Source organism: Variovorax sp. V116 (genome assembly GCF_041154435.1).
In the GTDB taxonomy this organism is placed as follows: Bacteria; Pseudomonadota; Gammaproteobacteria; order Burkholderiales; family Burkholderiaceae_C; genus Variovorax; species Variovorax paradoxus.
In genome coordinates this window covers 1,677,818-1,702,056 of sequence record NZ_AP028661.1, presented here as the reverse complement: position 1 = coordinate 1,702,056, position 24,239 = coordinate 1,677,818, and the positions used below count along the sequence as shown (strand labels likewise).

General features: G+C 68.6%; 18 protein-coding genes. 6 read left to right on the top strand and 12 right to left on the bottom strand.

All coding sequences use genetic code 11. The features are described 5' to 3' along the window. Positions 1-217: 217 nt before the first annotated feature. Positions 218-1,678 carry an amidohydrolase family protein gene (locus ACAM58_RS07955; protein WP_062362522.1) on the top strand — a complete coding sequence of 487 codons (1,461 nt, stop codon included), beginning with the start codon at positions 218-220 and terminating at the stop codon, positions 1,676-1,678. Between the two features lie 6 nt (positions 1,679-1,684). On the opposite strand, the gene ACAM58_RS07950 is transcribed toward ACAM58_RS07955, so the two are convergent. From ACAM58_RS07950 to ACAM58_RS07930, 5 genes are all read right to left on the bottom strand, one after another. Continuing rightward, a complete protein-coding gene (locus ACAM58_RS07950; RefSeq protein ID WP_012746693.1) occupies positions 1,685-1,897 on the bottom strand; it encodes a hypothetical protein in 213 nt (70 codons plus the stop codon). A 134-nt stretch (positions 1,898-2,031) separates the two neighbouring features. Then, the gene (locus tag ACAM58_RS07945; protein WP_369664284.1) at positions 2,032-2,919 is read right to left on the bottom strand and encodes a ZIP family metal transporter; all 888 of its coding nucleotides are present in this window, start codon (positions 2,917-2,919) and stop codon (positions 2,032-2,034) included. 107 nt (positions 2,920-3,026) lie between these two features. Further along, positions 3,027-3,926: a dienelactone hydrolase family protein gene (locus ACAM58_RS07940; RefSeq protein ID WP_062362528.1), complete on the bottom strand. Its 900-nt coding sequence runs from the start codon at positions 3,924-3,926 to the stop codon at positions 3,027-3,029. 105 nt (positions 3,927-4,031) lie between these two features. Then, positions 4,032-4,769, bottom strand: coding sequence for an aspartate/glutamate racemase family protein (locus ACAM58_RS07935; protein ID WP_062362530.1), 738 nt, complete (start codon positions 4,767-4,769; stop codon positions 4,032-4,034). Positions 4,770-4,788: 19 nt separating this feature from the next. Beyond that, a complete protein-coding gene (locus ACAM58_RS07930) occupies positions 4,789-5,676 on the bottom strand; it encodes a transporter substrate-binding domain-containing protein (protein ID WP_012746689.1) in 888 nt (295 codons plus the stop codon). 235 nt (positions 5,677-5,911) lie between these two features. Between ACAM58_RS07930 and ACAM58_RS07925 the strand changes: the two genes are divergently transcribed. Then, on the top strand, positions 5,912-7,132 hold the full coding sequence (locus ACAM58_RS07925; RefSeq protein ID WP_062362533.1) for a D-amino acid dehydrogenase: 1,221 nt from the start codon (positions 5,912-5,914) through the stop codon (positions 7,130-7,132). Positions 7,133-7,150: 18 nt separating this feature from the next. On the opposite strand, the gene ACAM58_RS07920 is transcribed toward ACAM58_RS07925, so the two are convergent. The 3 genes from ACAM58_RS07920 to polA are packed head-to-tail and all read right to left on the bottom strand — an operon-like array spanning position 7,151 to position 12,201. Beyond that, positions 7,151-8,053, bottom strand: coding sequence for a LysR family transcriptional regulator (locus ACAM58_RS07920; protein WP_012746687.1), 903 nt, complete (start codon positions 8,051-8,053; stop codon positions 7,151-7,153). 7 nt (positions 8,054-8,060) lie between these two features. Next, positions 8,061-9,347 (bottom strand): M20/M25/M40 family metallo-hydrolase, encoded by a 1,287-nt coding sequence (locus ACAM58_RS07915; protein WP_062362536.1) that lies wholly within the window; start codon positions 9,345-9,347, stop codon positions 8,061-8,063. Between the two features lie 31 nt (positions 9,348-9,378). Beyond that, complete coding sequence (polA, locus tag ACAM58_RS07910; protein WP_062362538.1) at positions 9,379-12,201, bottom strand: DNA polymerase I; 2,823 nt, start codon at positions 12,199-12,201, stop codon at positions 9,379-9,381. A 97-nt stretch (positions 12,202-12,298) separates the two neighbouring features. Here polA and ACAM58_RS07905 point away from each other — a divergent pair, with 97 nt between their 5' ends. Genes ACAM58_RS07905 through ACAM58_RS07895 form a run of 3 tightly spaced genes read left to right on the top strand, consistent with a single transcriptional unit; the run spans position 12,299 to position 14,589 of the window. Further along, positions 12,299-12,664, top strand: coding sequence for a hypothetical protein (locus tag ACAM58_RS07905; protein WP_062362541.1), 366 nt, complete (start codon positions 12,299-12,301; stop codon positions 12,662-12,664). Between the two features lie 43 nt (positions 12,665-12,707). Continuing rightward, positions 12,708-13,754: a homoserine kinase gene (locus ACAM58_RS07900; RefSeq protein ID WP_062362545.1), complete on the top strand. Its 1,047-nt coding sequence runs from the start codon at positions 12,708-12,710 to the stop codon at positions 13,752-13,754. A gap of 10 nt (positions 13,755-13,764) precedes the next feature. Further along, positions 13,765-14,589, top strand: coding sequence for a BPSS1780 family membrane protein (locus tag ACAM58_RS07895; protein WP_018903138.1), 825 nt, complete (start codon positions 13,765-13,767; stop codon positions 14,587-14,589). Between the two features lie 10 nt (positions 14,590-14,599). Here ACAM58_RS07895 and ACAM58_RS07890 read toward each other — a convergent pair whose 3' ends face one another. The 4 genes from ACAM58_RS07890 to azu form a co-directional block, all read right to left on the bottom strand. Continuing rightward, the gene (locus tag ACAM58_RS07890) at positions 14,600-16,120 is read right to left on the bottom strand and encodes a DUF3999 domain-containing protein (protein WP_062362548.1); all 1,521 of its coding nucleotides are present in this window, start codon (positions 16,118-16,120) and stop codon (positions 14,600-14,602) included. Further along, positions 16,117-19,821 carry a DUF2339 domain-containing protein gene (locus ACAM58_RS07885; RefSeq protein ID WP_369664283.1) on the bottom strand — a complete coding sequence of 1,235 codons (3,705 nt, stop codon included), beginning with the start codon at positions 19,819-19,821 and terminating at the stop codon, positions 16,117-16,119. Before ACAM58_RS07885 ends, ACAM58_RS07890 begins: the two co-directional genes overlap by 4 nt. Positions 19,822-19,952: 131 nt before the next feature. After that, positions 19,953-22,382 carry a UvrD-helicase domain-containing protein gene (locus ACAM58_RS07880; protein ID WP_062362555.1) on the bottom strand — a complete coding sequence of 810 codons (2,430 nt, stop codon included), beginning with the start codon at positions 22,380-22,382 and terminating at the stop codon, positions 19,953-19,955. 61 nt (positions 22,383-22,443) lie between these two features. Next, entirely contained in the window at positions 22,444-22,905 is a 462-nt protein-coding gene (gene azu, locus ACAM58_RS07875; RefSeq protein ID WP_012746678.1) for an azurin, read from the bottom strand. 345 nt (positions 22,906-23,250) lie between these two features. On the opposite strand from azu, the gene ACAM58_RS07870 reads away from it, so the two are divergent. Beyond that, a complete protein-coding gene (locus ACAM58_RS07870) occupies positions 23,251-24,228 on the top strand; it encodes a GMP reductase (RefSeq protein WP_062362558.1) in 978 nt (325 codons plus the stop codon). The last annotated feature ends 11 nt before the right edge of the window (positions 24,229-24,239 follow it).

Below are 24,239 nucleotides of genomic sequence, written 5' to 3'. Positions count from 1 at the left end.
ACCCCATCAGCGGGTGCGTTGGACAGAGCAGTCGTCGATCAGCGGTACACCCAGAGCGTGCCCAGGTGCACAGGGCATCGGGTGCTCCCCGCAGCGAAATCAAGGAGGAGGCCGCAGGCCGGGGGACATTCGCGGAGGGGAGTACCCGGTGGCCTGTGCACGCGCCCCGAACAAGAGCGCCCCAAACAAACGTCCTTGAAAACATGAAAGGCCTCGCATGAGCACACTCAAAAACCACTACGACCTGCTGATCCGCGGCGGCACCGTGATCGACGGCACCAAGGCGCCGCGCTTCGAGGCCGACGTAGGCATTGCCCGCGGCCGCATCGCCGCCATCGGCAATCTTGCAGGCCACACCGCCGACCGGACGCTCGACGCCACCGGCCGCATTGTCGCGCCCGGCTTCATCGACTCGCACACGCACGACGACCAGGCCGTGCTGTCGCAGGCGCAGATGCCGTTCAAGGTGTCGCAGGGCGTGACCACCGTGATCGCGGGCAACTGCGGCATCAGCGCCGCGCCGCTGCGCGAAGACATGGAGCTGCCGATGCCGCTGAGCCTGCTCGAGTCGCCGGCCGCGGGACGCTTCACGAGCTTCGCGGCCTACCTCGATGCGCTGCGCGCCACGCCATCGTCCGTGAACGTGGCCGCGATGGTGGGGCACTCGACCCTGCGCGCCGTGGTCATGTCCGACCTCGACCGACCCGCCAACGACAGCGAGATTGCCGCCATGCAGGCCCTGGTCGAGGAAGCGATGCAGGCCGGCGCCATCGGCCTGTCGACCGGCACCTTCTACCCACCGGCCGTCAAGGCGACGACCGAGGAGATCATCGAGGTCGCCCGCCCGCTCAGCGCGCGCAAGGCGCTCTACGTGACGCACATGCGCGACGAGGCCGACCGCGTGATGGAGTCGCTCGAAGAAACCTTCCACATCGGCCGCGCGCTCGGCATTCCCGTGGTGGTGTCGCACCACAAGGTGCAGAACGCGCAGAACTTCGGCAAGAGCAAGGTCACGCTGCCCTTCATCAAGGAAGCGATGCGCCACCAGTGCATCGGGCTCGACTGCTATCCCTACACGGCAGGCTCCACCATGATCCGCACCGACCGCGGCATGATGGACGGCCGCGTGCTGATTGCATCGAGCGTGCCGCACCCCGAATGCGCCGGGCGCGACCTGAAGGACATCGCGGTCGAATGGGGCGTGTCCGGCGAAGAGGCGGCCAAGCGGCTTTCGCCGGGCAGCGCGATCTATTTCATGATGGACGAGGACGACGTGCAGCGCATCCTCGCCTTCGAGGACACCATGATCGGCTCCGACGGCATTCCGCTCGGCGAGAAGCCGCATCCGCGGCTATGGGGCACCTTCCCGCGCGTGCTGGGCCACTACAGCCGCGACGTCGGCCTGTTTCCGCTGGAGACGGCGGTGTGGAAGATGACCGGGCTCACCGCGCGCAACTTCGGGCTGCACGAGCGCGGCGCGCTGAAGCCGGGCCACCATGCGGACGTGGTGATCTTCGATGCCCAGGCGGTGCGCGACACGGCCAGCTACGCGTCGCCGACCTTGCCGGCCGAAGGCATCGATGCGGTGATCGTGAACGGCGCCGTCACCTGGCAGCACGGCGCGCACAGCGGCGCGCGCAACGGGCAGGTGATCACGCGGCGCGACGCGAAGGCCTGACGGGGATCAGTCGGGGGCGTTCATCACGCGGTCGAACTCCTCGTCGGCCGGAACGTTGTCGGCGTCGAGCTCGCTCGCATCGGTGAGATCGATGCCGGTTTCCTCCGACAGGTCGTCGGAGATTTCGCTGTCGGTCTCCTCGAAGTCGTCGGCTGGCGTGTTGTCGTCGTCTTCGTCGGACGACGAGGCGGAACGCGCGGTGGCGTCGACGTGAATCATGATCGGCTCCTCAGGCTGAATACGGAACGAACCCCTATAGTGCGCCTGTTTCGGCCATTCCGGTTCACCTCAGGCGCGGCGTCGGTGTCGGAAAGTTTCGCTGCACCGGCGCCGGCGGCCTGGCCGCCCTGCTCTCAGTCCTTGTGGACGTGGCCATGTTCCCCGTGGCCTTCGTCCTGGCCATGGTCGCCGTGGCCGTGCTCGCCGTGCGCGAGCCGGCTCACCAGCGTGACCAGCGCGATGCCCACCACCAGCCACACGATCTGCGCCGCGGTCTGCCGCGCGGGCAGCCGCTTCTGCAGCTGGGGAATCAGGTCGGCCAGCGCCACGTAGACGAAGCTGCTGCTGGCCAGCACCAGGAAGTACGGCAGCCAGCCGTGCAGCTGGTCGACCAGCCACCATCCCACGATGCCGCCGAGCATGGTCATGGTGCCGGCCAGCGACACCTTGACGAGCGCCGCGCGCTGGTTGGCCGAGCTCTGGCGCAGCACGACCAGGTCGCCGATGTGGTGCGGCACCTCGTGCGCCAGCACGGCCACGGCCGCCACCAGGCCGAGGCGTATGTCCGCGATGAAGGCCGACGCAATCAGGATGCCGTCGCCGAAGCAGTGCACGCTGTCGCCGGTGAGCACGGCCCAGCCGCCGCCGGTGCGGGGCGCGTGGGCATGCGCATGGCCGTGGTGGTGGCCGTGGTCGTGGCCATGGCCGTGATCGCCGTGATCGCCGTGATGGTGCTCGTGCCCGTGGTGCCAGAGCTCGGCCTTGTCGAGCAGGAAGAAGAACACCAGGCCGAACAGCAGCACGCCGAACAGCAGCGCGGGCTCGATGCGGCTTTCGAAGGCTTCGGGCAACAGGTGCATGAACGCGGTGGCCAGCAGCGCGCCTGCGGCCAGGCTCAGCAGGTGCTGCGAATTCACGCCGCCCGAACCGTTGCGAACGCCCACGCGCAAGAGCAATGCGGCCAGCCACACGCTTCCGATGCCGGCCACCAGGGTCGCCGCGATGATCACTATCAAATTCATAGCTGCTTGCGCAATGTCGATGGGCATCGATGCCCGATACCGTTCATAAAAAGAGAAAAGGCCGTCACGGGGACGGCCTTCGGCGGAGGGTGGCTGCTGGCTGCCCGTCAGGCGACGCCATTGGCTTTGAACCAGGCCGTGGCGCGCTGCCATCCGTCTTCGGCCGCGCTCTTCACGTAGCTCGGGCGGTAGTCGGCATGGAACGCGTGGCCTGCTTCGGGATACACGACGAAGCTCGAAGCCTTGGCCGCCGGGGTTCCGGTGGCGAGGGCGGCTTTCATCTTATCAACCGTGTCAAGGGGGATGCCCTGGTCCTTGCCGCCGTAGAGGCCGAGCACCGGCGCCTGCAGGCTGGCCGCGACGTCGATCGGATGCCTGGGCGTGAGTTGGCTCGGCTGGCCGACCAGCCGGCCGTACCAGGCCACGCCGGCCTTGACCTTGCCGGTGGCCGCGTAGAGCCACACGAAGCGCCCGCCCCAGCAGAAGCCGGTGATGCCCGCCTTGGCCACGTTGCCGCCGTTGGCCGCGGCGTACGCGAGCGCGCCGTCGAGGTCGGCCAGCACCTGCGCATCGGGCACCTTGCTCACGATGTCTGCCTGCAGCTTGGGAATGTCGGTGTAGCTCTTGGCATCGCCCTGGCGCGCATAGAGCTCGGGCGCAATGGCCAGGTAGCCGAGCTGGGCGAAGCGGCGGCAGGTGTCGGCGATGTATTCGTGCACGCCGAAGATCTCCTGCACCACCAGGATCACGGGCAGGCCGGTCTTGCCGGCCGGCGCGGCCGTATAGGCCGGCACCTCGAAGCCATTGACGGTGTACTTGACGGGGCCGGCCTTCAGGCCTTCGGCCGAGGTGCTGATGGCAGTCTGCGCCACGACCGGCATGACCGCAGCCGCGTAGCCCACGCCAATGGCGGCCTTGAGCGCGGTGCGCCGCGTGGCGCCCTGCTCGGTGCTCTGGCCGGGGCGAAGCGAATCGAAATCGGAACGGCTGTCGTCGCGAAGGGACATGGGTAGGGCTCCAGTTGAATCGTCGGACAAGGACGGCATGCACGAAAAACGCACGCCGCAATGTAGGCGAAATCAGCCAGCCCCGTCTGCCGGCAGGGTTGCTTGCTAGTCGCGGTAGGCGCGGCGCGCCAGTGCGGCGGCCAGCACCTGTGCCGGGTCGACCAGGCTCAGCCCGGCCACGGCGGCCGAGCCCTGCAGCCCGAGCGGAACCTCGGTGCAGCCCATGATGATGGTGACCGGCCCGTGGCGCTCTGCGAGCCGCAGCGCCACCTGAGAAAAACAGGCCTCGGCGAGCTGCATGTTGCCGGCCTTGACGCCGTCGAAGATGCCGCGCGTGATGATGCGGCGCTCCTCGGCCAGCGGCACATGGCAGTCGAGCCCCGCCTCGGCCAGCGCCTGTTCGTAGAGCCGCACGCGGTAGGTGCCTTCGGTGGCCATCAGCGCCACGCTGCCCGTGCCCTGCGCGGCCAGATGCAGCGCCACCTCGCGTGCCATGTGCAGCAACTCGACCTGCGGAAAGCGTTCCTGCAGCCGGGCATGCCAGGCATGCGCGGTGTTGCAGGCAATGGCCACCGCCTGGCTGCCCAGCGCGGCAAGCCGCCCGAGCGCCTGCAGCATCGGCTCGAGCGGCTGGTGCGCGCCGTTCTCGGCCGAGCCCAGCGCATCGGTGCGGTCGGGCACCGGCACCTGCGCGAGCCAGTGCTCCGGAAAGGACTGGTCCCGCACCGGCTCCCCGCGCGCGCGCATCTGCTGCGCGCAGGCCTGCACGAACAGCCGGACGAAATCGGCTCCCGCCGCAGGGCCCATGCCGCCCAGGATGCCGACTACGTTCGTGGAAGCCATGGTCCGGTCCGTCCGTGGGTCAGGTCGCTGGCTTGTCGGAAGGCGCCTTGATGTTGTCCTTGAGCTGCTGGCTCATGGGCAGGTTCAGCGGCACGTTCTTCGGCGGGATCGGCGACATGAACCACTTGTTGTAGAGCTTCTCGAACTCGCCGCTCTTCATCATGCCGATGAAGGTGTCGTCCACCAGCTTCTTGAAGGCCGGGTCGTCCTTGGGCAGCATGCAGGCATAGGGCTCGACCTGCAGCGGCTCGCCCACCACCTCGTAGTCGGCCGGGTTCTTGGCGTTGGCGATCAGGCCGAACAGCAGGATGTCGTCCATTGCAAACGCCACGGCGCGGTCGCTTTCCACGAGCAGGAAGGCATCGGCGTGGTCCTTGCCGAGCACGATGTCCATGTCGAGGTTCTTCTCGGTGTTGTACTTGCGCATGACCAGCGCATTGGTGGTGCCGGTGGTGCTGGCCACCGTCTTCTTGGCGAGGTCGGCGTAGTCCTTGATCTTCGAGGACTTCTTCACCAGCAGGCGCGTGCCGGTGTAGAAATGGTTCACGGCAAAGGCCACGTCCTTGCCGCGCGCGCTGTTGTTGGTGGTGGAGCCGCACTCCAGGTCGACGGTGCCGTTGGTGATGAGCGGAATGCGGTTCTGCGAGGTCACCGGCATCAGCTGCACCTGCAGGCTGGGCTTGTTGAGCTTCTTCTTCACCGCCTCGACCACGGCGTTGGAGAGTTCGACCGAGAATCCGATCGGCTTGTTGGGGCCGTCCAGGTAGCTGAAGGGCACCGACGACTCGCGGTAGGCGAGCGTGATCTTGCCGGACTCGGCGATCTTGGCCAGCGTGTCGGCGGCCTGGACGCCCGTGGCGGTAAGCAGCACCACGGCAGCGGCAGCCATCAATGCGGAGAGTTTCATGCGAGCCTTCTTCAGGTTGGTTGAACAGAACAGCCAGTGTAAGAAGGAGTGACACATCGCGACAATTCCAAATGAACCCTAGGCCATACCCAAAGGTTATGGGTTAAGGCAGGCGGACGGACGGGGCATGCGCTTTGGCTATGGGCCACCGCGCTTTTGGCATTTCCGGCCGGCGCGGCGCGCACCTACAGTCGATGCCGTCCCCTCTTCACTCCCTCTTCGGAAAGCTGCCTCCATGCATGTGTGTGTGCTCGGTGCCGGCATCGTGGGCCTGGCCACCGCCTGGCAGCTCGAACGCCGGGGCCACCAGGTCACGGTCGTCGACCGCGCCGCCCCCGGTGCGGGCGCCAGCGGCGGCAACGGCGCGCAGCTCAGCTACTCGTACGTGCAGCCGCTGGCCGATCCATCGATCTGGAAGCAGCTGCCCAAGCTGCTGCTCTCGCCCACGTCGCCGCTCAAGCTGCGGCCCCAGCTCGACCCGCTCCAGTGGCGCTGGGGCCTGGCCTTCCTGGCAGCCTGCAATGCGCAGACCTCCCGCGGCACCACCGCCCAACTGCTCGCGCTGGCCGCGCTCAGCCGCACCGGCTTCGAGGAAATGCAGGCCGACGTGGCACCCGACTGCGACTTTTCCGCCACCGGCAAGCTGGTGCTGTACGCCAGCGCAGCCTCGCTCGACGGCGCACGCGCGCAGCTCGAACTGCAGCGCGCCATGGGCAGCGAGCAGCGCATCGTCTCGCCCGACGAATGCGCCGCCATCGAACCCGCGCTCGCGGACTACCGCGGCCAGATGGCGGGCGCCGTCTACACGCCGAGCGAATGCGCGGCCGACTGCCTCAAGGTCTGCGCCGAACTGCAGCGGGTGCTCGGCGCGCGCGGCGTGCGCTTTTTGCTCGGCACCGACGTGCATGGCTTCGCGCGCAGCAACGGCCGGGTGGCGGCGGTGCAGACGAGCGCCGGCGACATCGAGGCCGATGCCTTCGTGATGGCGCTGGGCTCGGCGTCACACAGGCTCGGGCGCGCGCTGGGCGCCTACCTGCCGGTGTATCCGCTCAAGGGCTACAGCATCACGGTGGAGGTCGACCCCTCGCCCGGCGCCGCGCCCACGGTGAACGTGACCGACAGCGCCCGCAAGGTGGTGTTCGCGCGCATCGGCTCGCGGCTGCGCGTGGCGGGCATGGCGGAACTGGTGGGGCACGACGCGAGCATCCCGGCCACGCGCATCGAGACGCTGGCTGCCGCCACGCGCGCCGTGTTCCCGCATGCAAGCCGGCTCGAGGAGCTGCATCCGTGGACCGGCATGCGGCCGGCCACGCCCAAGGGGCTGCCGATCATCGGGCGGCTGGCGAGCGCGCCCGCGAACATGCTGTTCAACACGGGGCATGGCGCACTGGGCTTCACGCTGGCTTTCGGCTCGGCACAGCGGATTGCCGAGGCGCTGGAGCCCGCGGCTTCCTGAGTTGCCGCGCCAGCGGTGTCAGACGGCCTGCTCGATCGCCTCGCGCATGCAGCGCGTGATGCCGCGCACTGCCACCGAATCGGGCTTGCCCGCAAAGCGCAGGGCGCGCACCGGCACCGGAATGTGCGGCTCCAGCGCCAGCACGTCGACCTTGGCGGCGTCCGCCGAGCGGGCCGTGCAGCCGTCGACCAGCGCCACGCCGAGGCCGTGGTGCGCCATCGACAGGGCGGCGTGGTAAGTCTGCACCGTGACCACCGCCTGCTGGAAGCCGACGCCCGCCTGGCGGCAGGCCTGGCTCAGGCTGGTGCCCACCGGATCGCGGCTGTCGAGCCCGATGACCGGCCGGTCGACCAAGTCGTGCAGCGCCACCGAGCCGTTGCGCACCAGCGCGCGCGGCAGCATGCCCTTGGGCGCGATGCACACCATGCGCGTGTCGGCCAAGGTTTCCTGCGTGAGCGAGGGATGCACCGCGGGGCTGAAGACAAAACCCACGTCGGCCTCCTGCAGCAACAGCGCCGACATGATCTGCGGCGAGTGCAGCGATTCCACCGTGATCGCATAGCCCGGGTGCTTCTCGCGGAAGGCCTTGAGCGCGCGCGGCAGCACCTCGTAGCTCAGCGCCAGCACGCTCAGGATGCGCAGCTCGCCGGTGTCGCTGCCCGCGCGCAGGTTGGCCGCGAGGCGCTGCACCTCGTCGAGCTGCGCAAACAGCCGCTCGATGTGCGGATACAGCGTGAGCGCCTCGGTGGTCGGTGTGAGCCGGCCCTTGGCGCGCTGGAACAGCGGAAAGCCCAGCTGCAGTTCGGCATGCTGCAAGGTGCGGCTCACCGCCGGCTGCGTGATGTTGATGAGCCGCGCCGCCGCGCTCACGCTGCCCGTGAGCATGATCGCGTTGAAAACTTCGATGTGGCGCAGGCGCATGGCCGGCTCAGTTGCCTGCGATCTTGCTGCGGGAGAGGTCCATCACCATGCGGGTCGCAAGATAGAGCCTCGGCTCGATGGAGTCGACCAGCACGTACTCGGCATCGGCCGAATGCGCGCCGAAGCCCTGCAGGCCGAAGCGCTCCACCACCGGCGCCTTGGTCTTGAGCGCGGCAAAGGCGGCATCGGTGCCGCCGCCGGCCACCTTGTCGTCGGCGCCCAGCGGCCGGCCGAGCTCGTCCTTGTAGATCTGCTGCGCGTGCTTGGCAAGCGCGAGCGAGGCATCGGTGGCTTCGAGCGGCGGACGGCGGCGCTCGAACTTCATCGCGACCTTGGCCTCCGGGATCAGCTGCTTCTTCACGCGCTCCTGCACCTGCTGCTCAATGCGGTCGTAGTCGCTCACCTTGAGCACGCGCACATCGGCGCCCGCGGTGGCGCTGGCCGGAATCACGTTGCGGTTGCTGCCCGAACGCGAGATGGTCCAGTTCATCTTGAGCCCGGTGGCCGGGTCGGACAGGTCGCGCATCTGCAGGATCTGGTGCGACAGCTCGTAGAGCGCATTCACGCCCAGCTCCGGCGCCGAGCCTGCATGCGAGGCCTTGCCCGTGACGTTGAGCGAAACCGAGGCAATGCCCGCGGTGGCCAGCGAGAGCTTGTCTTCCTTGACCGATGCGCCCTCGAACGACAGCACCGCGTCGTGCTCGCTGCCCAGCCGCGTGATGAGCGCGCGCGAACCGGGCGAGCTGATTTCCTCGTCGCCGTTGATGAGCACCGTGAGCGTGCCGTAGTCCTTGAACTTCAGCGCCTGCAGCATCGCGACCGTGTGCGTGATGACGGCCACGCCCTGCTTGTCGTCGGCAATGCCCAGGCCATAGGCCTTGTCGCCTTCGACGCGGAACGGCTGCTTGTCGAGCATGCCCACGGTGTAGACCGTGTCCATGTGCGCGATGAGCATGATCTTCTTCTTGCCCGTGCCCTTGAAGGTGGCGCGCACCGCCCGGCCGATCTTCTCGGGCGTGTCTTCCATGCGGTAGGCCTCGGCGCTGGTGTCGACGAGCTCGACCTCGCCGCCCATGGCCTTGAACTTTGCGGCGATGAGGTCGGAGATCTTCTCCAGGCCTTCGAGGTCGCGGCTGCCCGATTCGATCGAGACCAGCTCCTTCAGCGTCTCGAGCAGCGCGAGCTTTTCCTTGGCGGCCAGCGAGGCGATGCGGGCATCGGGGGCGGCAAACGCGGTGCCCAGGCAGGCGGCGCAAACGGCGGCGAGCAGGAATTTGCGGGGCTGGAATGTCATGTGCGTGCTTCTTCTTTCTTTCGTCGGTTGATCAGTGCGCCTTGTCCCAGTTGGGACCGATGCCGATCTCGGCCAGCAGCGGCACCTTGAGTTCGGCCACGCCGGCCATCAGGCGCGGGATTTCGGTGCGCACCCATTCGATCTCTGCCTCGGGCACCTCGAACACCAGTTCGTCGTGCACCTGCATGATCATGCGGGTGGCGCGCTTCTCTTCGTCAAGCACGTTCTGTACCTTGATCATGCTGAGCTTGATGAGGTCGGCCGCCGTGCCCTGCATCGGCGCGTTGATGGCCGCGCGCTCGGCGCCGCCGCGGCGCGGGCCGTTGGGCGAATTGATCTCGGGCAGGTAGAGGCGCCGGCCGAACACGGTCTCGACATAGCCCTTTTCCTTGGCCAGCGCCTTGGTCTCGTCCATGTACGCCTTCACGCCCGGATAGCGCGCAAAGTAGCGGTCGATGTAGGAGGCCGCGGCCTTGGTCTCGATGCCCAGGTTGCGCGCCAGGCCGAAGCTGCTCATGCCGTAGATGAGCCCGAAGTTGATCACCTTGGCATAGCGGCGCTGCTCGCTCGACACCTGGTCGGGCGTGGCGCCGAACACCTCCGCCGCGGTGGCGCGGTGCACGTCGATGCCCTCCCTGAAGGCGCGCAGCAGCGACTCGTCGCCGCTGATGTGGGCCATGATGCGCAGCTCGATCTGCGAGTAGTCGGCGCTCGCGATCACGCTGCCGGCCGGTGCAATGAAGGCCTCGCGCACGCGGCGGCCTTCGGGCGTGCGGATCGGGATGTTCTGCAGGTTGGGGTCGTTGCTCGACAGCCGCCCCGTCACCGCCACCGCCTGCGCATAGTGCGTGTGGACGCGGCCGGTGCGCGGGTTGGCGAGCTGGCCGAGCTTGTCGGTGTAGGTGCCCTTGAGCTTGGACAGGCCGCGGTGCTCGAGGATCTTGGCCGGCAGCGGATAGTCCTCGGCCAGTTTCTCGAGCACTTCCTCGTCGGTGCTCGGCGCGCCGCTCGGCGTCTTCTTGACCACCGGCAGGCCCAGCTTGGTGAAGAAGATCTCGCCGATCTGCTTGGGCGAACCCAGGTTGAAGGGCTGGCCCGCGATCTCGTAGGCCTCCTGCTCGAGCGCCATGATGCGCGTGCCGAGCTCGTGGCTCTGCGCGGCCAGCGTGGGCGCATCGATCAGCACGCCGTTGCGCTCGACGCGGTAGAGCGCCTCGCTCGAATCCATCTCGAGCTGGTAGATGAAGCGCAGCTTCTCGTCGCGCTCGATCTGCGGCCACAGCGCCAGGTGGACGTCGAGCGTCTGGTCGCTGTCCTCGCACGAATATTCGGCGGCCTTGGCGATGTCGACCTGGCTGAACGGGATCTGGTGCGCGCCCTTGCCGCACAGGTCTTCGTACGAGATGCCGCTGCGGCCCAGGTGGCGCTCGGCCAGGCTCGCAAGCCCGTGCGGACGGTGCGCCTCGAGCACGTAGCTCTGCAGCATGGTGTCGTGCGCATAGCCCTGCACCTCGATGCTGTGGTTGGCGAACACATGGCGGTCGTACTTGATGTGCTGGCCGAGTTTTTTCTTCGCGGGGTTTTCGAGCCAGGGCTTGAGCCTGGCGAGCACCTCGTCGATGGGCAGCTGCGCGGGTGCATCGGGGTAGTTGTGCGCCAGTGGAATGTAGGCCGCCTCGCCGGGCTCGACGCTGAAGCTCACGCCCACGATCTGCGCGACCATTTCATCGAGCGACGTGGTCTCGGTGTCGATGGCGGCCAGGTCCGCGGCTTCCAGCTTTGCGAGCCAGGCGTCGAACTGGGCCCAAGTCGTGATCGTCTCGTACTTCAGGTTGCTCGCGGGCGCAGCGGCCTCCAGCGCGCCGAGTTCGGCCGATTCGTCGAACAGGCCGCCCTGGTCGGCGCTCGCAGCGGCGCCGCGGGCCATCTGCTTCTTGATGTTCTCCTCGATCAGCTCGGGCGGCACTTCCAGCGCCTCGATCGACTTGACCAGGCTCTTGAAGCCGAACCGCTCGTAGAAAGGCTTGAGCTCGGCGGTCTGCGGCGCGCCCACCGGCAGGCCTTCGAGCGAAGGCAGGCCGGCGACGTGCGCGGCCAGGTCGCAATCGGTGCGGATGGTGACGAGCTGGCGGCTCAGCGGGAGCTTGTCCAAGGCCTTGCGCAGGTTTTCACCCGCCTGGCCCTTGACCTCCGCGGCGCGCTCGATCAGTGCATCGAGCGAACCGTACTCGAGCAGCCATTTGGCGGCTGTCTTGGGGCCGACCTTCTCGACGCCGGGCACGTTGTCGACCGCATCGCCGACCAGCGTCTGGTAGTCGATCATCAGGTTGGGCGGCACGCCGAACTCCGACGTGACGCCCGCCACGTCGCGCTTCTTGCCGTTCATCGTGTCGATGATGGTGATGTGCTCGTCCACCAGCTGGCTCAGGTCCTTGTCGCCGCTCGAAACGATCACCTCGACGCCCTGCTGCGCCGCGGTCTTGGCGAGCGTGCCGATCACGTCGTCGGCCTCGATGTCGGGCACGCACAGCACCGGCCAGCCCATCAGCTTGACCACCTCGTGGATGGGGTCGATCTGGCTGCGCAGGTCGTCGGGCATGGGGGAGCGGTTGGCCTTGTATTCGGGATACAGGTCGTCGCGGAAGGTCTTGCCGGGCGCATCGAAGATGCAGGCCGCATAGTCGGCGCGCACCTCGCGGCGCAGCGCCGTCATCATGTTGATCATTCCGCGGATGGCGCCGGTCGCCGGGCTCTTCGGATCGCCGGGCACGGCCCGCAGGTCGGGCATGGCATGGAAGGCGCGGTAGAGATAGCTCGAGCCATCGACGAGCAGCAGCGTTTTCTTGTCGGTCATCGGGCCATTTTGCCGTGCCCGGACCGGCATCCCGAACCACGCCTGCAAGCGCCGCCCGCCGACACGCCGAAAGCGCCCCCGCGCCTACAATCCCTCCATGCCTAGCCCCACACTCCTGGTCGCCCGCCGCATCCTGCTGGCGCTGGCCTTTGCCGTCCCCGTTGCCGCCGTCCAGGCGCAGCCCGCGCCCGCCGCAACGCCTGCGCCGGCCGAGCCGCTACAAAATCAGGAGCAGGCCGAGGGCCGCCGCAACCAGAAGGTCGAGCACATCCACACGGAAGACAGCGGCGCCTCGGTCGACGAAGTGCGCTACGGCGGCCGCACGCAGAGCATCAACGTGAAGCCCAAGGCCAACGTGCCGGGCTACGAGGTGCGGCCCAACGATCCAGGCGCGCGTGCGGGTTCCGGCGATGCCAACTCGAACGGCAACGGCGCCCGGGTCTGGAACGTGATGAAGTTCTGACCGTGCCGCGCCTTCCAACTGCAGCAAGACGCTGAGCACCGCCATGGCAGTTTTTACCGAAGTCGAGTTCGGCGAGGCGGACGCGCTCGTGCAGCGCCTGGGCCTCGGCCCGCTGCGCGAGCTGCGCGGCATCGAGGGCGGCATCGAGAACACCAACTACTTCGCGACCGCCGAAAGCGGCGAGTTCGTGCTGACGCTGTTCGAGCGCCTCGGCGCCGAGCAGCTTCCCTACTACCTTGGCCTCATGAAGCACCTGGCGGGCCGCGGCCTGCCGGTGCCCGAGCCGGTGGCCGATCCGGCCATCCAGCCGCCCTCGGGCCATGCGCTGACGATTCCCGCGAACGCCCCGTGCGAACTGCTGCTCAAGGTGGCGGGCAAGCCGGCCGCACTGGTGCAGCGGCTCTCGGGCCGCAGCGAGCTCGCGCCGGGCACGGCCCATTGCGCCGAGCTGGGCGCCCTGCTCGCGCGCATGCACCTGGCCGCGCGCGACTTTCCGCGCATCCAGCCGAACCTGCGCGGCCTCGCATGGTGGAACGACACCGTGCCGGTGGTGCTGCCCTACGTGGACGAATCGCAGGCGGCGCTGCTGAGCGCCGAACTCGCGTATCAAAACCACATCGCCGAATCGTCGGCCTACGCGGCGCTGCCGCGCGGCCCGGTGCATGCCGACATGTTCCGCGACAACGTGATGTTCGCCACCGGTGAAGACGCCGGCGCGGCGCCGCGCCTCACCGGCGTGTTCGACTTCTATTTCGCGGGCACCGACACCTGGCTGTTCGACCTGGCCGTGTGCCTGAACGACTGGGCCATCGATCTTTCAACGGGCCGGCACGACGCCGAACGCGCCGATGCGCTGCTCGCGGCCTATGAAAGCGTGCGCCCGCTGAATGCGTCCGAGCGCGCCCTGCTGCCCGCCATGCTGCGCGCCGCGGCGCTGCGCTTCTGGATTTCGCGGCTGTGGGACTTTCACCTGCCGCGCGAAGCCAGCATGCTCAAGCCGCACGACCCGGCGCACTTCGAGCGCGTGCTGCGCGAGCGCGCCACCCATCCGCATGCCATGGCGCAGTCGCTCGAGCCGCTGCCCGCCTGAGCCTTCAAGAATGAAACTCCACATCGTGCCGGCGCGAACCGGCGCCGAATGGGTCCGCCTCGGGCTCAAGACCTTCTGGCGGCAGCCGCTCGCCTTCATCTCGCTGTTCTTCCTGCTGATGGCGCTGATCTCGACGGTGTCGCTGCTGCCGCTGGTGGGCAGCGTGCTGGCGCCGATCCTGCTGCCCTTCATGACGCTGGGCCTGATGGTGGCCACTTCAATTGCCTACACCGACAACGCCGAGGGTGCCGGCACCGCCGGCCATGCGCAGCGGCCCACCGGCTCGGCCATGTTCGTGGCGGTGGCGGCCGCCATGCGCACCGAGTGGCGCTCGCTGGTCAAGCTCGGCGTGATCTCGGCGGCGTATTTCGTGGTGGCGGTGCTGCTCACGAGCTTCATCGACGGCGGGCAGCTGGCACGCGCCTACCTGCTCGACGACATGCCCTCGGCCGAGACCATCGCGAGCAGCGACTTCCAGGTCGCGCGCATGTTCCTCATGTGCCTGAACCTGCCGCTCTCGCTGGCGATGTGGCACGCCCCGGCGCTCGTGCACTGGCACGGCGTGGAACCGGTCAAGAGCATCTTCTTCAGCGTGGTGGCGCTGTTCCGCAACTTCGGCGCCTACGCGCTCTTCGTGCTGGCGTGGTTCGGCGTGTTCCTGCTCGCGGGCATCGGAATGGGGCTCATCGCCACCGTGCTGATCGGCGTGGGCGCGGCGGCCGGCGGCGCGGCGCTCATCGGCAACGTGCTGATCGTGGGATCGGCGCTGGTGCTCGCGGCGATGTCGCTGAGCTCCACCTGGTTCACCTTCCGCGACAGCTTCGATCCGAGCTGATCCGCCTTCCTCAATCGGCCGCGGGCTTGTCCTTGCGCAGGCTCGCGAACAGCGACCAGGCCATGCCGGCCAGCAGCAAGAGGCCGATGCCCAGCGCGCCCCACAGCCACCACTTGCGCGCCGGATCCGGCGGCGTGGGCACCGGCAATTGCGCCGCCGCGGCCACTGCTGCATCGACGGCGGCCACCGGCGGCTGCGGCAGCACGACGGTGGCCTCGTCCGCCGCCACCGGCTTGTTCGCGCTGTAGCCCGGCAGCAGGGTGGCAAGCGCGAGCGCCGCGCCGGGCGGACCGCCCTGCACGGCGTTCTTCGGCGGCACGGCATTCCAGGCCAGCGAATAAGGCGCGGCACCTTGCGCCAGGAACACCAGCGTGCGCGGCGTGGCGCCCACCACAATCGACGGCGGCGCCGCGCCCAGCAGGCTCACCGGTCCGGCGGTGCGCAGCCGCAGGTGCGTGTAGCGCGCGCCGTCCAGCGCCAGCACCGGCGAGCGCGCCTCGCCGCCCGTTTGCGCAAGGCGGTACACCACCGTGTCGAGCAGCGGCACCTCGCCCGCGCTGCCGGTGGGCGCCACAGGCGGGCGCTGCCGATGCCGCAGCGCATAGAGCGGATTGCGCGGCACGGGCGCCGGGTCGGCGGGAACCGTCGGTGTGGCGGCGAGCAGGCCCGAGATGCCGACCTGCGCCAGCGTGTTGACGTCGGCCAGGTCGATGCGCAGCGCTTCCACCGGCAGGCCGCGCGGCAGTGCGTAGTCGCAATGGTCGGCGCCGCAGCGCTCCGGCTTGAGCGCGCCGGACCATTGGAGCGGCGCCGCGGGTTCGGCCTCCTGCACGCTGTCGATTGCCACGCCGGTCAGCGGCACGCCGTTCTGCGGATCGCTCCAGCGCAGGCGCAGGAAGCGCGCATGCACGCCGCCCAGTTCGACCGCGAGGCGTTCGATGGTCTGCCCGCCGTGCGCGAGCCGCACCAGCTGCTCCTCGCCTCCCACGGGCCGCCAGTGCCGCAGGTCGTCGCTGGCCTCCAGCCTGAAGGCGAACAGGCCGCGCGCCTCCGGCGCCACCTCGAAGCGCGCCTGCAGCAGGCCGCCCTTGAGCTGGCTCGCATCGATCAGCCACTGCGCCGCCTCGGCCTGCTGGCGCGCCGGCCTGCGGGCCAGCGCCAGCGAGCCGTCGGGCCGCACCCTGAAGCCCAGCGATGCATCGTCCGATGCATCTGCGGCACTCGCGGGCAGCGCAAAGATCGGCACTTCCTTCGAGCTGAAGCGCGGGGCCGCGGCCTCGTCGCGCAGCCATGCATAGGGCACGGCATTGCCGGTGGCATTGCGCACCCGGATGTCGCGCAGGTCGCTGCGCGCGGCCAGGCCGTGGATGCCCAGCGGCAGTGTGAGCCGGTAGTACGGCCCGCTGCCCTGCAGGGCAATGGGCGCGGTGGTGGCGGGCTGCGCGCCAGCCGCACCACACCAGGCCGCGGCCATGGCCACGGCGAGGCGAACACCCGCCAGGAGAAGCGACGGCTTCGTGTTCTGCTTCATGCTGCACCTCCTTCGGGCAACACAACATCTTTCTCCTTTTCGATCTTCTTTGGCGGCACGGGCGCGAAATAGCCCACCAGCAGCAGCAATGCGCCCACCGCGATGAACGACACGATGCGGAACAACCCGCCCCGGTCCGCCAACTCGACAAAGAACAGTTTCAGCACCACAACGCCAAGCAGCGCCGCGCCGCCGACCCACAGGGTGCGCACCCCGCGTGCATGGCCGAGCACCATGGCGGCCACGCCGCAGACGGCCCAGGTGATCGAAAGCGCCGCCTGCGTGAGCCACGAGGCGTAGAGCGCATCGAAGCGCCACTCGACGCCCGCATAGTGATGGCAGCTGCGCAGCACCATGCCCGTCAGGAGCGCCAGGCCGGTGAGGCCGAGCACGCCCTTCGCCACCATGGGCTGCACGCGCGCGAACGACGCCTCGGGCAAGGCGCGCCACCACAGCACCAGCGCGAACAGCACCAGCCACTGCGCGAGTTCGAGCGGGTTCAAGAGCGGCACGTAGGGCAGCGGCGCCGCGTCGCCCGGGCTCGCGCCGTTGGTGACCCAGGCCCAGGCGAGCAGATAGGCCGCCACCGGCATCGCCGCGACTTCGAGGTAGGCGGCGCGGTATTCGGCCAGCGGCCAGCGCTGCAGCAGCGCGCGCGAGCGCAGCATCCACAGCGCCACCGCGGGCACGATGGCCCAGCCCAGCAATTGCCAGCTCGACCATTCCGCGCCGACGCGCCCGAGCTGCCACTGGCACTCGCGCGCCGCGAGCAGCACAAAGAACCAGAAGCCCGCCACGTGGAAAGGCACCAGCGCCGATGCGCCCAGCCAGCGCCTTTGCGCATGCAGCAGCCGCAGGTGCCACAGCAGCGCCAGCGGCCAGGCGATCCAGCCGAGCGCACGCGACGGCACGTAGACCAGCGGCGCTGCCAGCGCAACGGCATGGACGGCGATCAGGCCGAGGTCCGGCAAGGTGGCCAAGGTCGCGCGGCCGAGCTGCGGCCAGCCGCGACGGTGCGCCACGAGCGCCGAAAGCGCGGAGGTCACGAGCACGATCGCCACCGCGGCCGCGGCCAGGTGCGCGGCCAGCCCGTTGCGGCGCAGTACCTCGCCACTTTCGTCGAGCCAGCCGAAGAGCCACCAGCCCAGCCCCCAGACCACCGGCAGCCACAGCGCCAGCGGATGGGCACACCAGTCGTTGATCCAGCGCTTGCGCGGAGCCGCCGCGCCGCCGGTGGCGCGCCGCCCTGCTTCGCCGCTGATCCAGCCGCCGGCCAGCAGCGCCGCGAGCCCCAGCACCACCGGCGTCCAGAAGCCCAGGTGCGCGAAAGCCGGCGGCGCGGCTTCGGCATGAAAGATGCGGCCGTAGATGTGAAGCAGCGCCGAGACAAGCTGCAGCACGCCCGCCAGCGCCGCGAGCGGCCCGTGCGCGATGCGCAGCGCCACCCAGAGCACCACGGTCGCCGTGATCGGCCACAGCAGCGCCGCCTGCGCAAGGCTCAGCTGGAACAGCATCGCCAGATGCAGCAGGCCCACGCCCGCGATCACCGCGATCGCATTGCCCAGCGACCACACCGGCTGGATGCCGCGCACCAATGCCGCGCGGTGCGCCTGCAGCATCGACCACGCGGCGCTGCCGAGCAGGCTCAGCGCGATCAGGCTCGCCGCCACTGCGCCCTGCCAGCCGCTCGCCAGCACCTCGTCGCCGCCGCGCGCGTCGACCGCCTGGTGCAGCGTGGCGATGAAGCCGGCCACCGCCAGCGCCTGCATGCCGTAGCTCACGAAAGCCAGCGGGCGCAGTTGCAAGCGCACCGCCACCGCAAAGGCGATGGAGGCCAGCACCGCGGTGGCCGCCGCTGCCCATGGCGGCGTGAACCACTGCCACAGCAGCAGCGTGAGCGCACCCATGCCGAGCCACGGCAGCGCGGTCCCCACGAGCGCCTCCCAGCCATTGCCTTCGTCGAGCCCGGCTCTGCGATGAATCGCCCACATCGCGAAGCCGCTGACCGCGACCAGCAGCGGCCCGATGACCGATCCCTGCAGCAGCGGATGCCCCGCCGCCGCGTCGAGCTGCGTGGCTTCGAGCAGCTTCCACACGGCGCCGGCAAACACCACGAACGAGAAGGCGCGCGCATACACGCGCTGCTGCCGCGCGCCCAGCCAGTACATGCCGGCCGCTTCCACGGCCCAGGCCGCACCGGTCCACCGGCCTTCGAGGCCCAGCGGAATGGCGAGCGTGCCGAAGATCACGCCCACGATGGCGTAGGCCTCCGCCAGCAGCGCGAGGCCCTTGGGCTGCGTGGCGAACACCAGGCGGCCCAGCACCAGGTAGAAGGCCGCAAGCGCCATGGCCGAGAACGCCGCGCCGTATTCCCACGGCTGCATCAGCAGCACCTGCATGCCGAAGGCGACCATGGGCGTGCCGAACACCAGCGAGCTGTCGACGCGGCCCGCACGGCGCAGCGTATCGAGCGCACGCGCGGCCAGCGGCTGCGCGGGCTGCACCGGCGCGTCGAACAATGTGCGGCGCGCGAACAGCAGGCCGATGGCGACGAACAGCAGGAAGAACACCAGCAGGAAGGGCTGCACGATGCCGTACTGGTCGGGCGTGTAGTACCTGTGCGCCCAGCCCGCGGCCAGCGTGAAGGTGCCGACGAAGCCGATCAGGTTCAGCACGCGCCAGGCCTTGAACCATGCGATCAGCACGATGCCCACGTCGAGCACCAGCAGGTAGGTAAAAAGCCCCACCGGCCGGTTCTGCCCGGTGGACGCGAGCACCGGCGCCGCAAAGCCCTCGAGCACCGCAACGATGGCCAGCAGCGGCGCGTTCTGCAGCACCGCGAGCACCGCGCTCAGCACGGCCACGCCGAACAGGAAGGCGAAGCCGGCGGTCGGCGGCAGCAGCTCGTGCAGCTTCATCGCCGCCAGCGTCGTCAGGTAGAACACGCCGATGCCGGCGCCCTGCAGGATCAGCGCGTAGCCGGTGCGCTTGCGGCGCAGCAGCCAGCCCAGCGCGAGCAGGCCCACGCCCACCAGCGCCACGGCCGCATAGCGCAGCTCGACAGGCACCGTGACGCGCTCGGCCGTGTAGCGCAGCAGGAAGGCCAGCCCCAGGAAGAGGATCAGCACGCCGAGCTTCACCAGCATGTTGCCGCCGAAGACCAGGTTGGCGATGGGCGCGGGCAGGCGGTCGCGCAGCGGGACCGGCGGTGGTGGTGGCGGCAGTGGCGGGCGCCGCGGTGTTGCCGGCATGGCCGCGGGCGGCCTGGCGGGCGCGGCGGCTTCGGGCGGCGGCTGGATTGCTGCGGGCCGGATCTCCGTCAGCGGAACATGCGCCGCGGCCACACCTGCATCGGCCACTGCCGCGGGCCGCACGGCAAGCGGCACGGGCGGCGCGGCCTCAGTTGCCTGATCGACAACTGGCGCAGCCACCGCACCACCGGCCCCCTGCGCCAGCCGCTGCTCCAGCAGGCTCACGCGCTGTTCGAGTTCGGCCACGCGCTGCTGCAGCGTCGAGGTGCTGCCTGCGGGTGGCGCGGCCGCACCGCTGGAAGGCTGTGCGCTCTCAGCCTCGCTGCGCGCGGGTCCGGCGGCGGTTTTCTTGCCGATGATCTTCGGCAGCGCGAACGCGCCGACCACCGCCAGGATCAGTGCGGCCGGAACCGATTCAGCCAGGGCCCCGATGAAAAGGCCGGCGATCATGCCAAGGAACCACATCCTCAACTCCCCCGTTTTTGGCGAGCATGGAGTGTACGGCGGTTGCCCGACTAAAAATCGCTCAAAAAGCCCGTGGTTACTGCGGCCTCAGCTATTTGTTTAATAGCAGCGCGCGCTCACACCGGCGTGAGCTTGGCCACAGACAGCGCAAGCCACTTCACGCCATGGCGCGCAAACTTGACCTGCGCGCGCGCGTCGTCGCCGCTGCCTTCGAGCGACAGCACCGTGCCTTCGCCGAACTTGTTGTGGAACACCTGCATGCCCGAGCGCAGGCCGTGCGAGGGCGCGGCCTTCTGCGGCGGCACCGGCGGGCTCGCGAAAGTGTCCTTGCTGCCGCCGTAGCCGCCACCGCTGCTGTAACTGCCGCCACCGCCGCGCGTGCTCGCATAGCCGCCGCCATAGCCGAAGGCCGAGGGCGTGAAGGCCTGGTTCTTTGGCGTGAGCCACTTGAGCGCGCCTTCGGGCAACTCCTCGAAGAAGCGGCTCTTCACGTTGTAGCGCGTCTGGCCGTGCAGCATGCGCGTCTGCGAATGGCTCAGGTACAGGCGCTTGCGTGCGCGCGTGATCGCCACGTACATCAGGCGGCGCTCTTCCTCGAGGCTCTCGAAGTCGCTCATCGAGTTCTCGTGCGGGAACAGGCCCTCTTCCATGCCGGTGATGAACACGCAGTCGAACTCCAGGCCCTTGGCGGCGTGGACGGTCATGAGCTGCACCGCGTCCTGCCCGGCCTGCGCCTGGTTGTCGCCCGACTCGAGCGCCGCATGCGTGAGGAAGGCGGCCAGCGGGCTCAGCGTTTCGCCGGTTTCGGCATCGGGCGCGAGCGGCTCGTCGATGACGGGCCGGTTCGGGTCCAGGCCCTGGCTCGCGGGCGACTGGCGCAGTTCGTCGATGGGCAGCGCCACGGCATCGCGGCCGAAGCCTTCCTGCGTGACGAAACTCTCGGCCGCATTCACCAGTTCTTCCAGGTTCTCGATGCGGTCGGCGCCTTCGCGGTCGGCCTTGTAGTGTTCGACGAGGCCGCTGTGGTCGAGCACCAGCTCGATGATCTCGCGCAGGCTCGCGCCCTGCGTCTGCTCGCGCAGCACGTCGATCTTAGCGACGAAGGCCGTGAGGTTCGAGCCCGCCTTGCCGCCGACGGCATGCACCGCGTCGTGCAGCGAGCGGCCGGCCGTGCGCGCCGCGTCCTGCAGCTGTTCCAGCGTGCGCGCACCGATGCCGCGCGGCGGAAAGTTGACCACGCGCAGGAAGCTGGTGTCGTCGTCCTTGTTCTCGAGCAGGCGCAGGTAGGCCAGCGCGTGCTTGATTTCGGCGCGCTCGAAGAAGCGCAGGCCCCCATACACGCGGTACGGCACCGAGGCGTTGAAGAGCGCCGTCTCGATCACCCGGCTCTGCGCATTGCTGCGGTAGAGCACGGCCATTTCCTTGCGGTCGAAGCCGTCGCGCACGAGCTGGCGCATTTCCTCGACCATCCACTGCGCCTCGGCCAGGTCGGTGGGCGACTCGTACACGCGCACCGGCTCGCCGGGGCCCTGGTCGGTGCGCAGGTTCTTGCCCAGGCGCTTCTTGTTGTGGCTGATGAGCTCGTTGGCCGAGTCGAGGATGTTGCTGTAGCTGCGGTAGTTCTGCTCCAGCTTGATCTGGTGGCGCACATCGAACTCGCGCACGAAGTCGGCCATGTTGCCCACGCGTGCGCCGCGAAAGGCGTAGATGCTCTGGTCATCGTCGCCCACGGCAATCACGCTGTTGTTCTCGCCCGGCACGAACTGGCCTCCGGCCGCGGTGCTGCCCGAGAGCATCTTGATCCATGCGTACTGCAGGCGGTTGGTGTCCTGGAACTCGTCGATCAGGATGTGGCGGAAGCGCCGCTGGTAGTGCTCGCGCACCGGGTCGTTGTCGCGCAGCAGTTCGTAGCTGCGCAGCATGAGTTCGCCGAAGTCGACCACGCCTTCGCGCTGGCACTGCTCTTCGTAGAGCTGGTAGAGCTCGACCTTCTTGCGGTCGTCTTCCGTGCGGATCTCCACGTCCTTCGGGCGCAGGCCGTCTTCCTTGGCGCCGGCAATGAACCACTGGGTCTGCTTGGCCGGAAAGCGCTCGTCGTCGACGTTGAACTGCTTCATGAGCCGCTTGATGGCCGAGAGCTGGTCCTGCGTGTCGAGGATCTGGAAGGTGGACGGCAGGTTGGCCAGCTTCCAGTGCGCGCGCAAAAAGCGGTTGCACAGGCCATGGAAGGTGCCGATCCACATGCCGCGCACGTTGACCGGCAGCATTGCCGTGAGCCGCGTCATCATTTCCTTGGCGGCCTTGTTGGTGAAGGTCACGGCCAGGATGCCGCCGGGGGAGACCTGGCCGGTCTGCAGCAGCCAGGCGATGCGGGTGGTCAGCACCCGCGTCTTGCCCGAACCGGCGCCGGCAAGGATCAGCGCATTGCCCGCAGGCAAGGTGACCGCGGCACGCTGCTCGGGGTTGAGGTTGGCAAGCAGGGGCGAATCGGCCGCTGGGGATGGGGGTGCGCCGGCAGTGGCGTCGTACGAGCCGAAAAGAGACATCCCGGCATTGTAGGAAGCCGGGGCGTCCCGACGCGGCGGCGGGGTTGCCCGCGCCCTTCTTTTACTTCACGAGTTTCAGCGTGCCCTTCATGATCGACGAATGGCCCGGGAAGGAGCAGAAGAAGGTGTAGCTGTCGGCCGCGCCCAGCTTGGCGACCGGAAAGCTCACGCTGTCGCTTTCGCCGCCGCCCACGACCTTGGTGTGCGCCACGACGCGCGCGTCGCCGGCCTTCACATAATCTTGCGGCAGGCCGGCAGCAACGCCGTCGGCGGCGACCGCCTGCACGTCGGCCGTCTTGGCAAGCACCCAGTTGTGGCCCATGGCCTGCTTCGGCAGCTTGCCGGCGTGCTTGAGCTTGACGGTGAATTCCTTGCAGCTCTTGCTCACCTCGATGGCAGGCTTGTTGAACTGCATGGCGTCGTTGCCTTCGATCTCCACGCTGCAGTCGGCAGCGAAGGCGGAGGAAGCGGCGAGAGAAGCGAGCGCCAGAACGGCGGTGGCGGCGAGGCGGCGGCGAAGCATGGGAACGGTCTCCAGAAGAAGAAATGAACGGGGCGCAAGAGGTGCTGCGCCAGCGGCATTGTCGAGCGCGCCCGCCGCGCGGCACTGATCTGCGTCAAATGGTACTGCTGCGGGGCGCGCTTCGCCAATACGGCCCGGCCGGGCAGACCGGCTGGCGAATAAGGTCTATACGAAAGCGCGCAGGAAGGCGCGGCGCCACCTCCCTATAATCAATCACCGGGCCCAAGTTTCTTGTCGCCCGGTTTTTTTGTGCCTGCATGGCGCCAATGACCGGGCCGGGACCAAGCGCCCACGCCGCTCCGAAATCGTTCGGCGGCGCACCTTTCACAGGAAGCTTGGTTTCTCATGCAGATCTTCGATTACGACAACATCCTTTTGCTTCCGCGCAAGTGCCGCGTGGAAAGCCGCTCGGAGTGCGACGCCAGCGTGACGCTCGGCGCGCGCAGCTTCCGCCTGCCGGTGGTGCCGGCCAACATGAAGACGGTGGTGGACGAGCCGATCTGCCTGTGGCTCGCGCAGAACGGCTACTTCTACGTGATGCACCGCTTCGACCTGGACAACGTGAAGTTCGTCAAGCAGATGCACGCCAAGGGCGTGTTCGCCTCGATCTCGCTGGGCGTGAAGAAGCCCGACTACGACACCGTCGACCAGCTGGTGGCCGAGGGCCTGGTGCCCGAATACATCACGATCGACATCGCGCACGGCCATGCCGACAGCGTGAAGAACATGATCGGCTACCTCAAGCAGAAGCTGCCGGGCTCCTTCGTGATTGCCGGCAACATCGGCACGCCCGAAGCGGTGATCGACCTCGAAAACTGGGGCGCCGACGCCACCAAGGTCGGCATCGGCCCGGGCAAGGTCTGCATCACCAAGCTCAAGACCGGCTTCGGCACCGGCGGCTGGCAGCTCAGCGCGCTCAAGTGGTGCGCGCGCGTGGCAACCAAGCCGATCATCGCGGACGGCGGCATTCGCGACCATGGCGACATTGCCAAGAGCGTGCGCTTCGGCGCCTCGATGGTGATGATCGGCTCGCTCTTTGCGGGGCACGAGGAATCGCCGGGCCGCACCGTCGAGGTCGACGGCACGCTCTTCAAGGAGTACTACGGCTCCGCCAGCGACTTCAACAAGGGCGAATACAAGCACGTCGAGGGCAAGCGCATCCTCGAGCCCATCAAGGGCAAGCTGGCCGACACGCTGATCGAGATGGAGCAGGACGTGCAAAGCTCCATCAGCTACGCGGGCGGCCGCGCGCTGATGGACATCCGCAAGGTCAACTACGTCACGCTCGGCGGCGACAACGCGGGCGAGCACCTGCTGATGTAGGCACGGCCGGG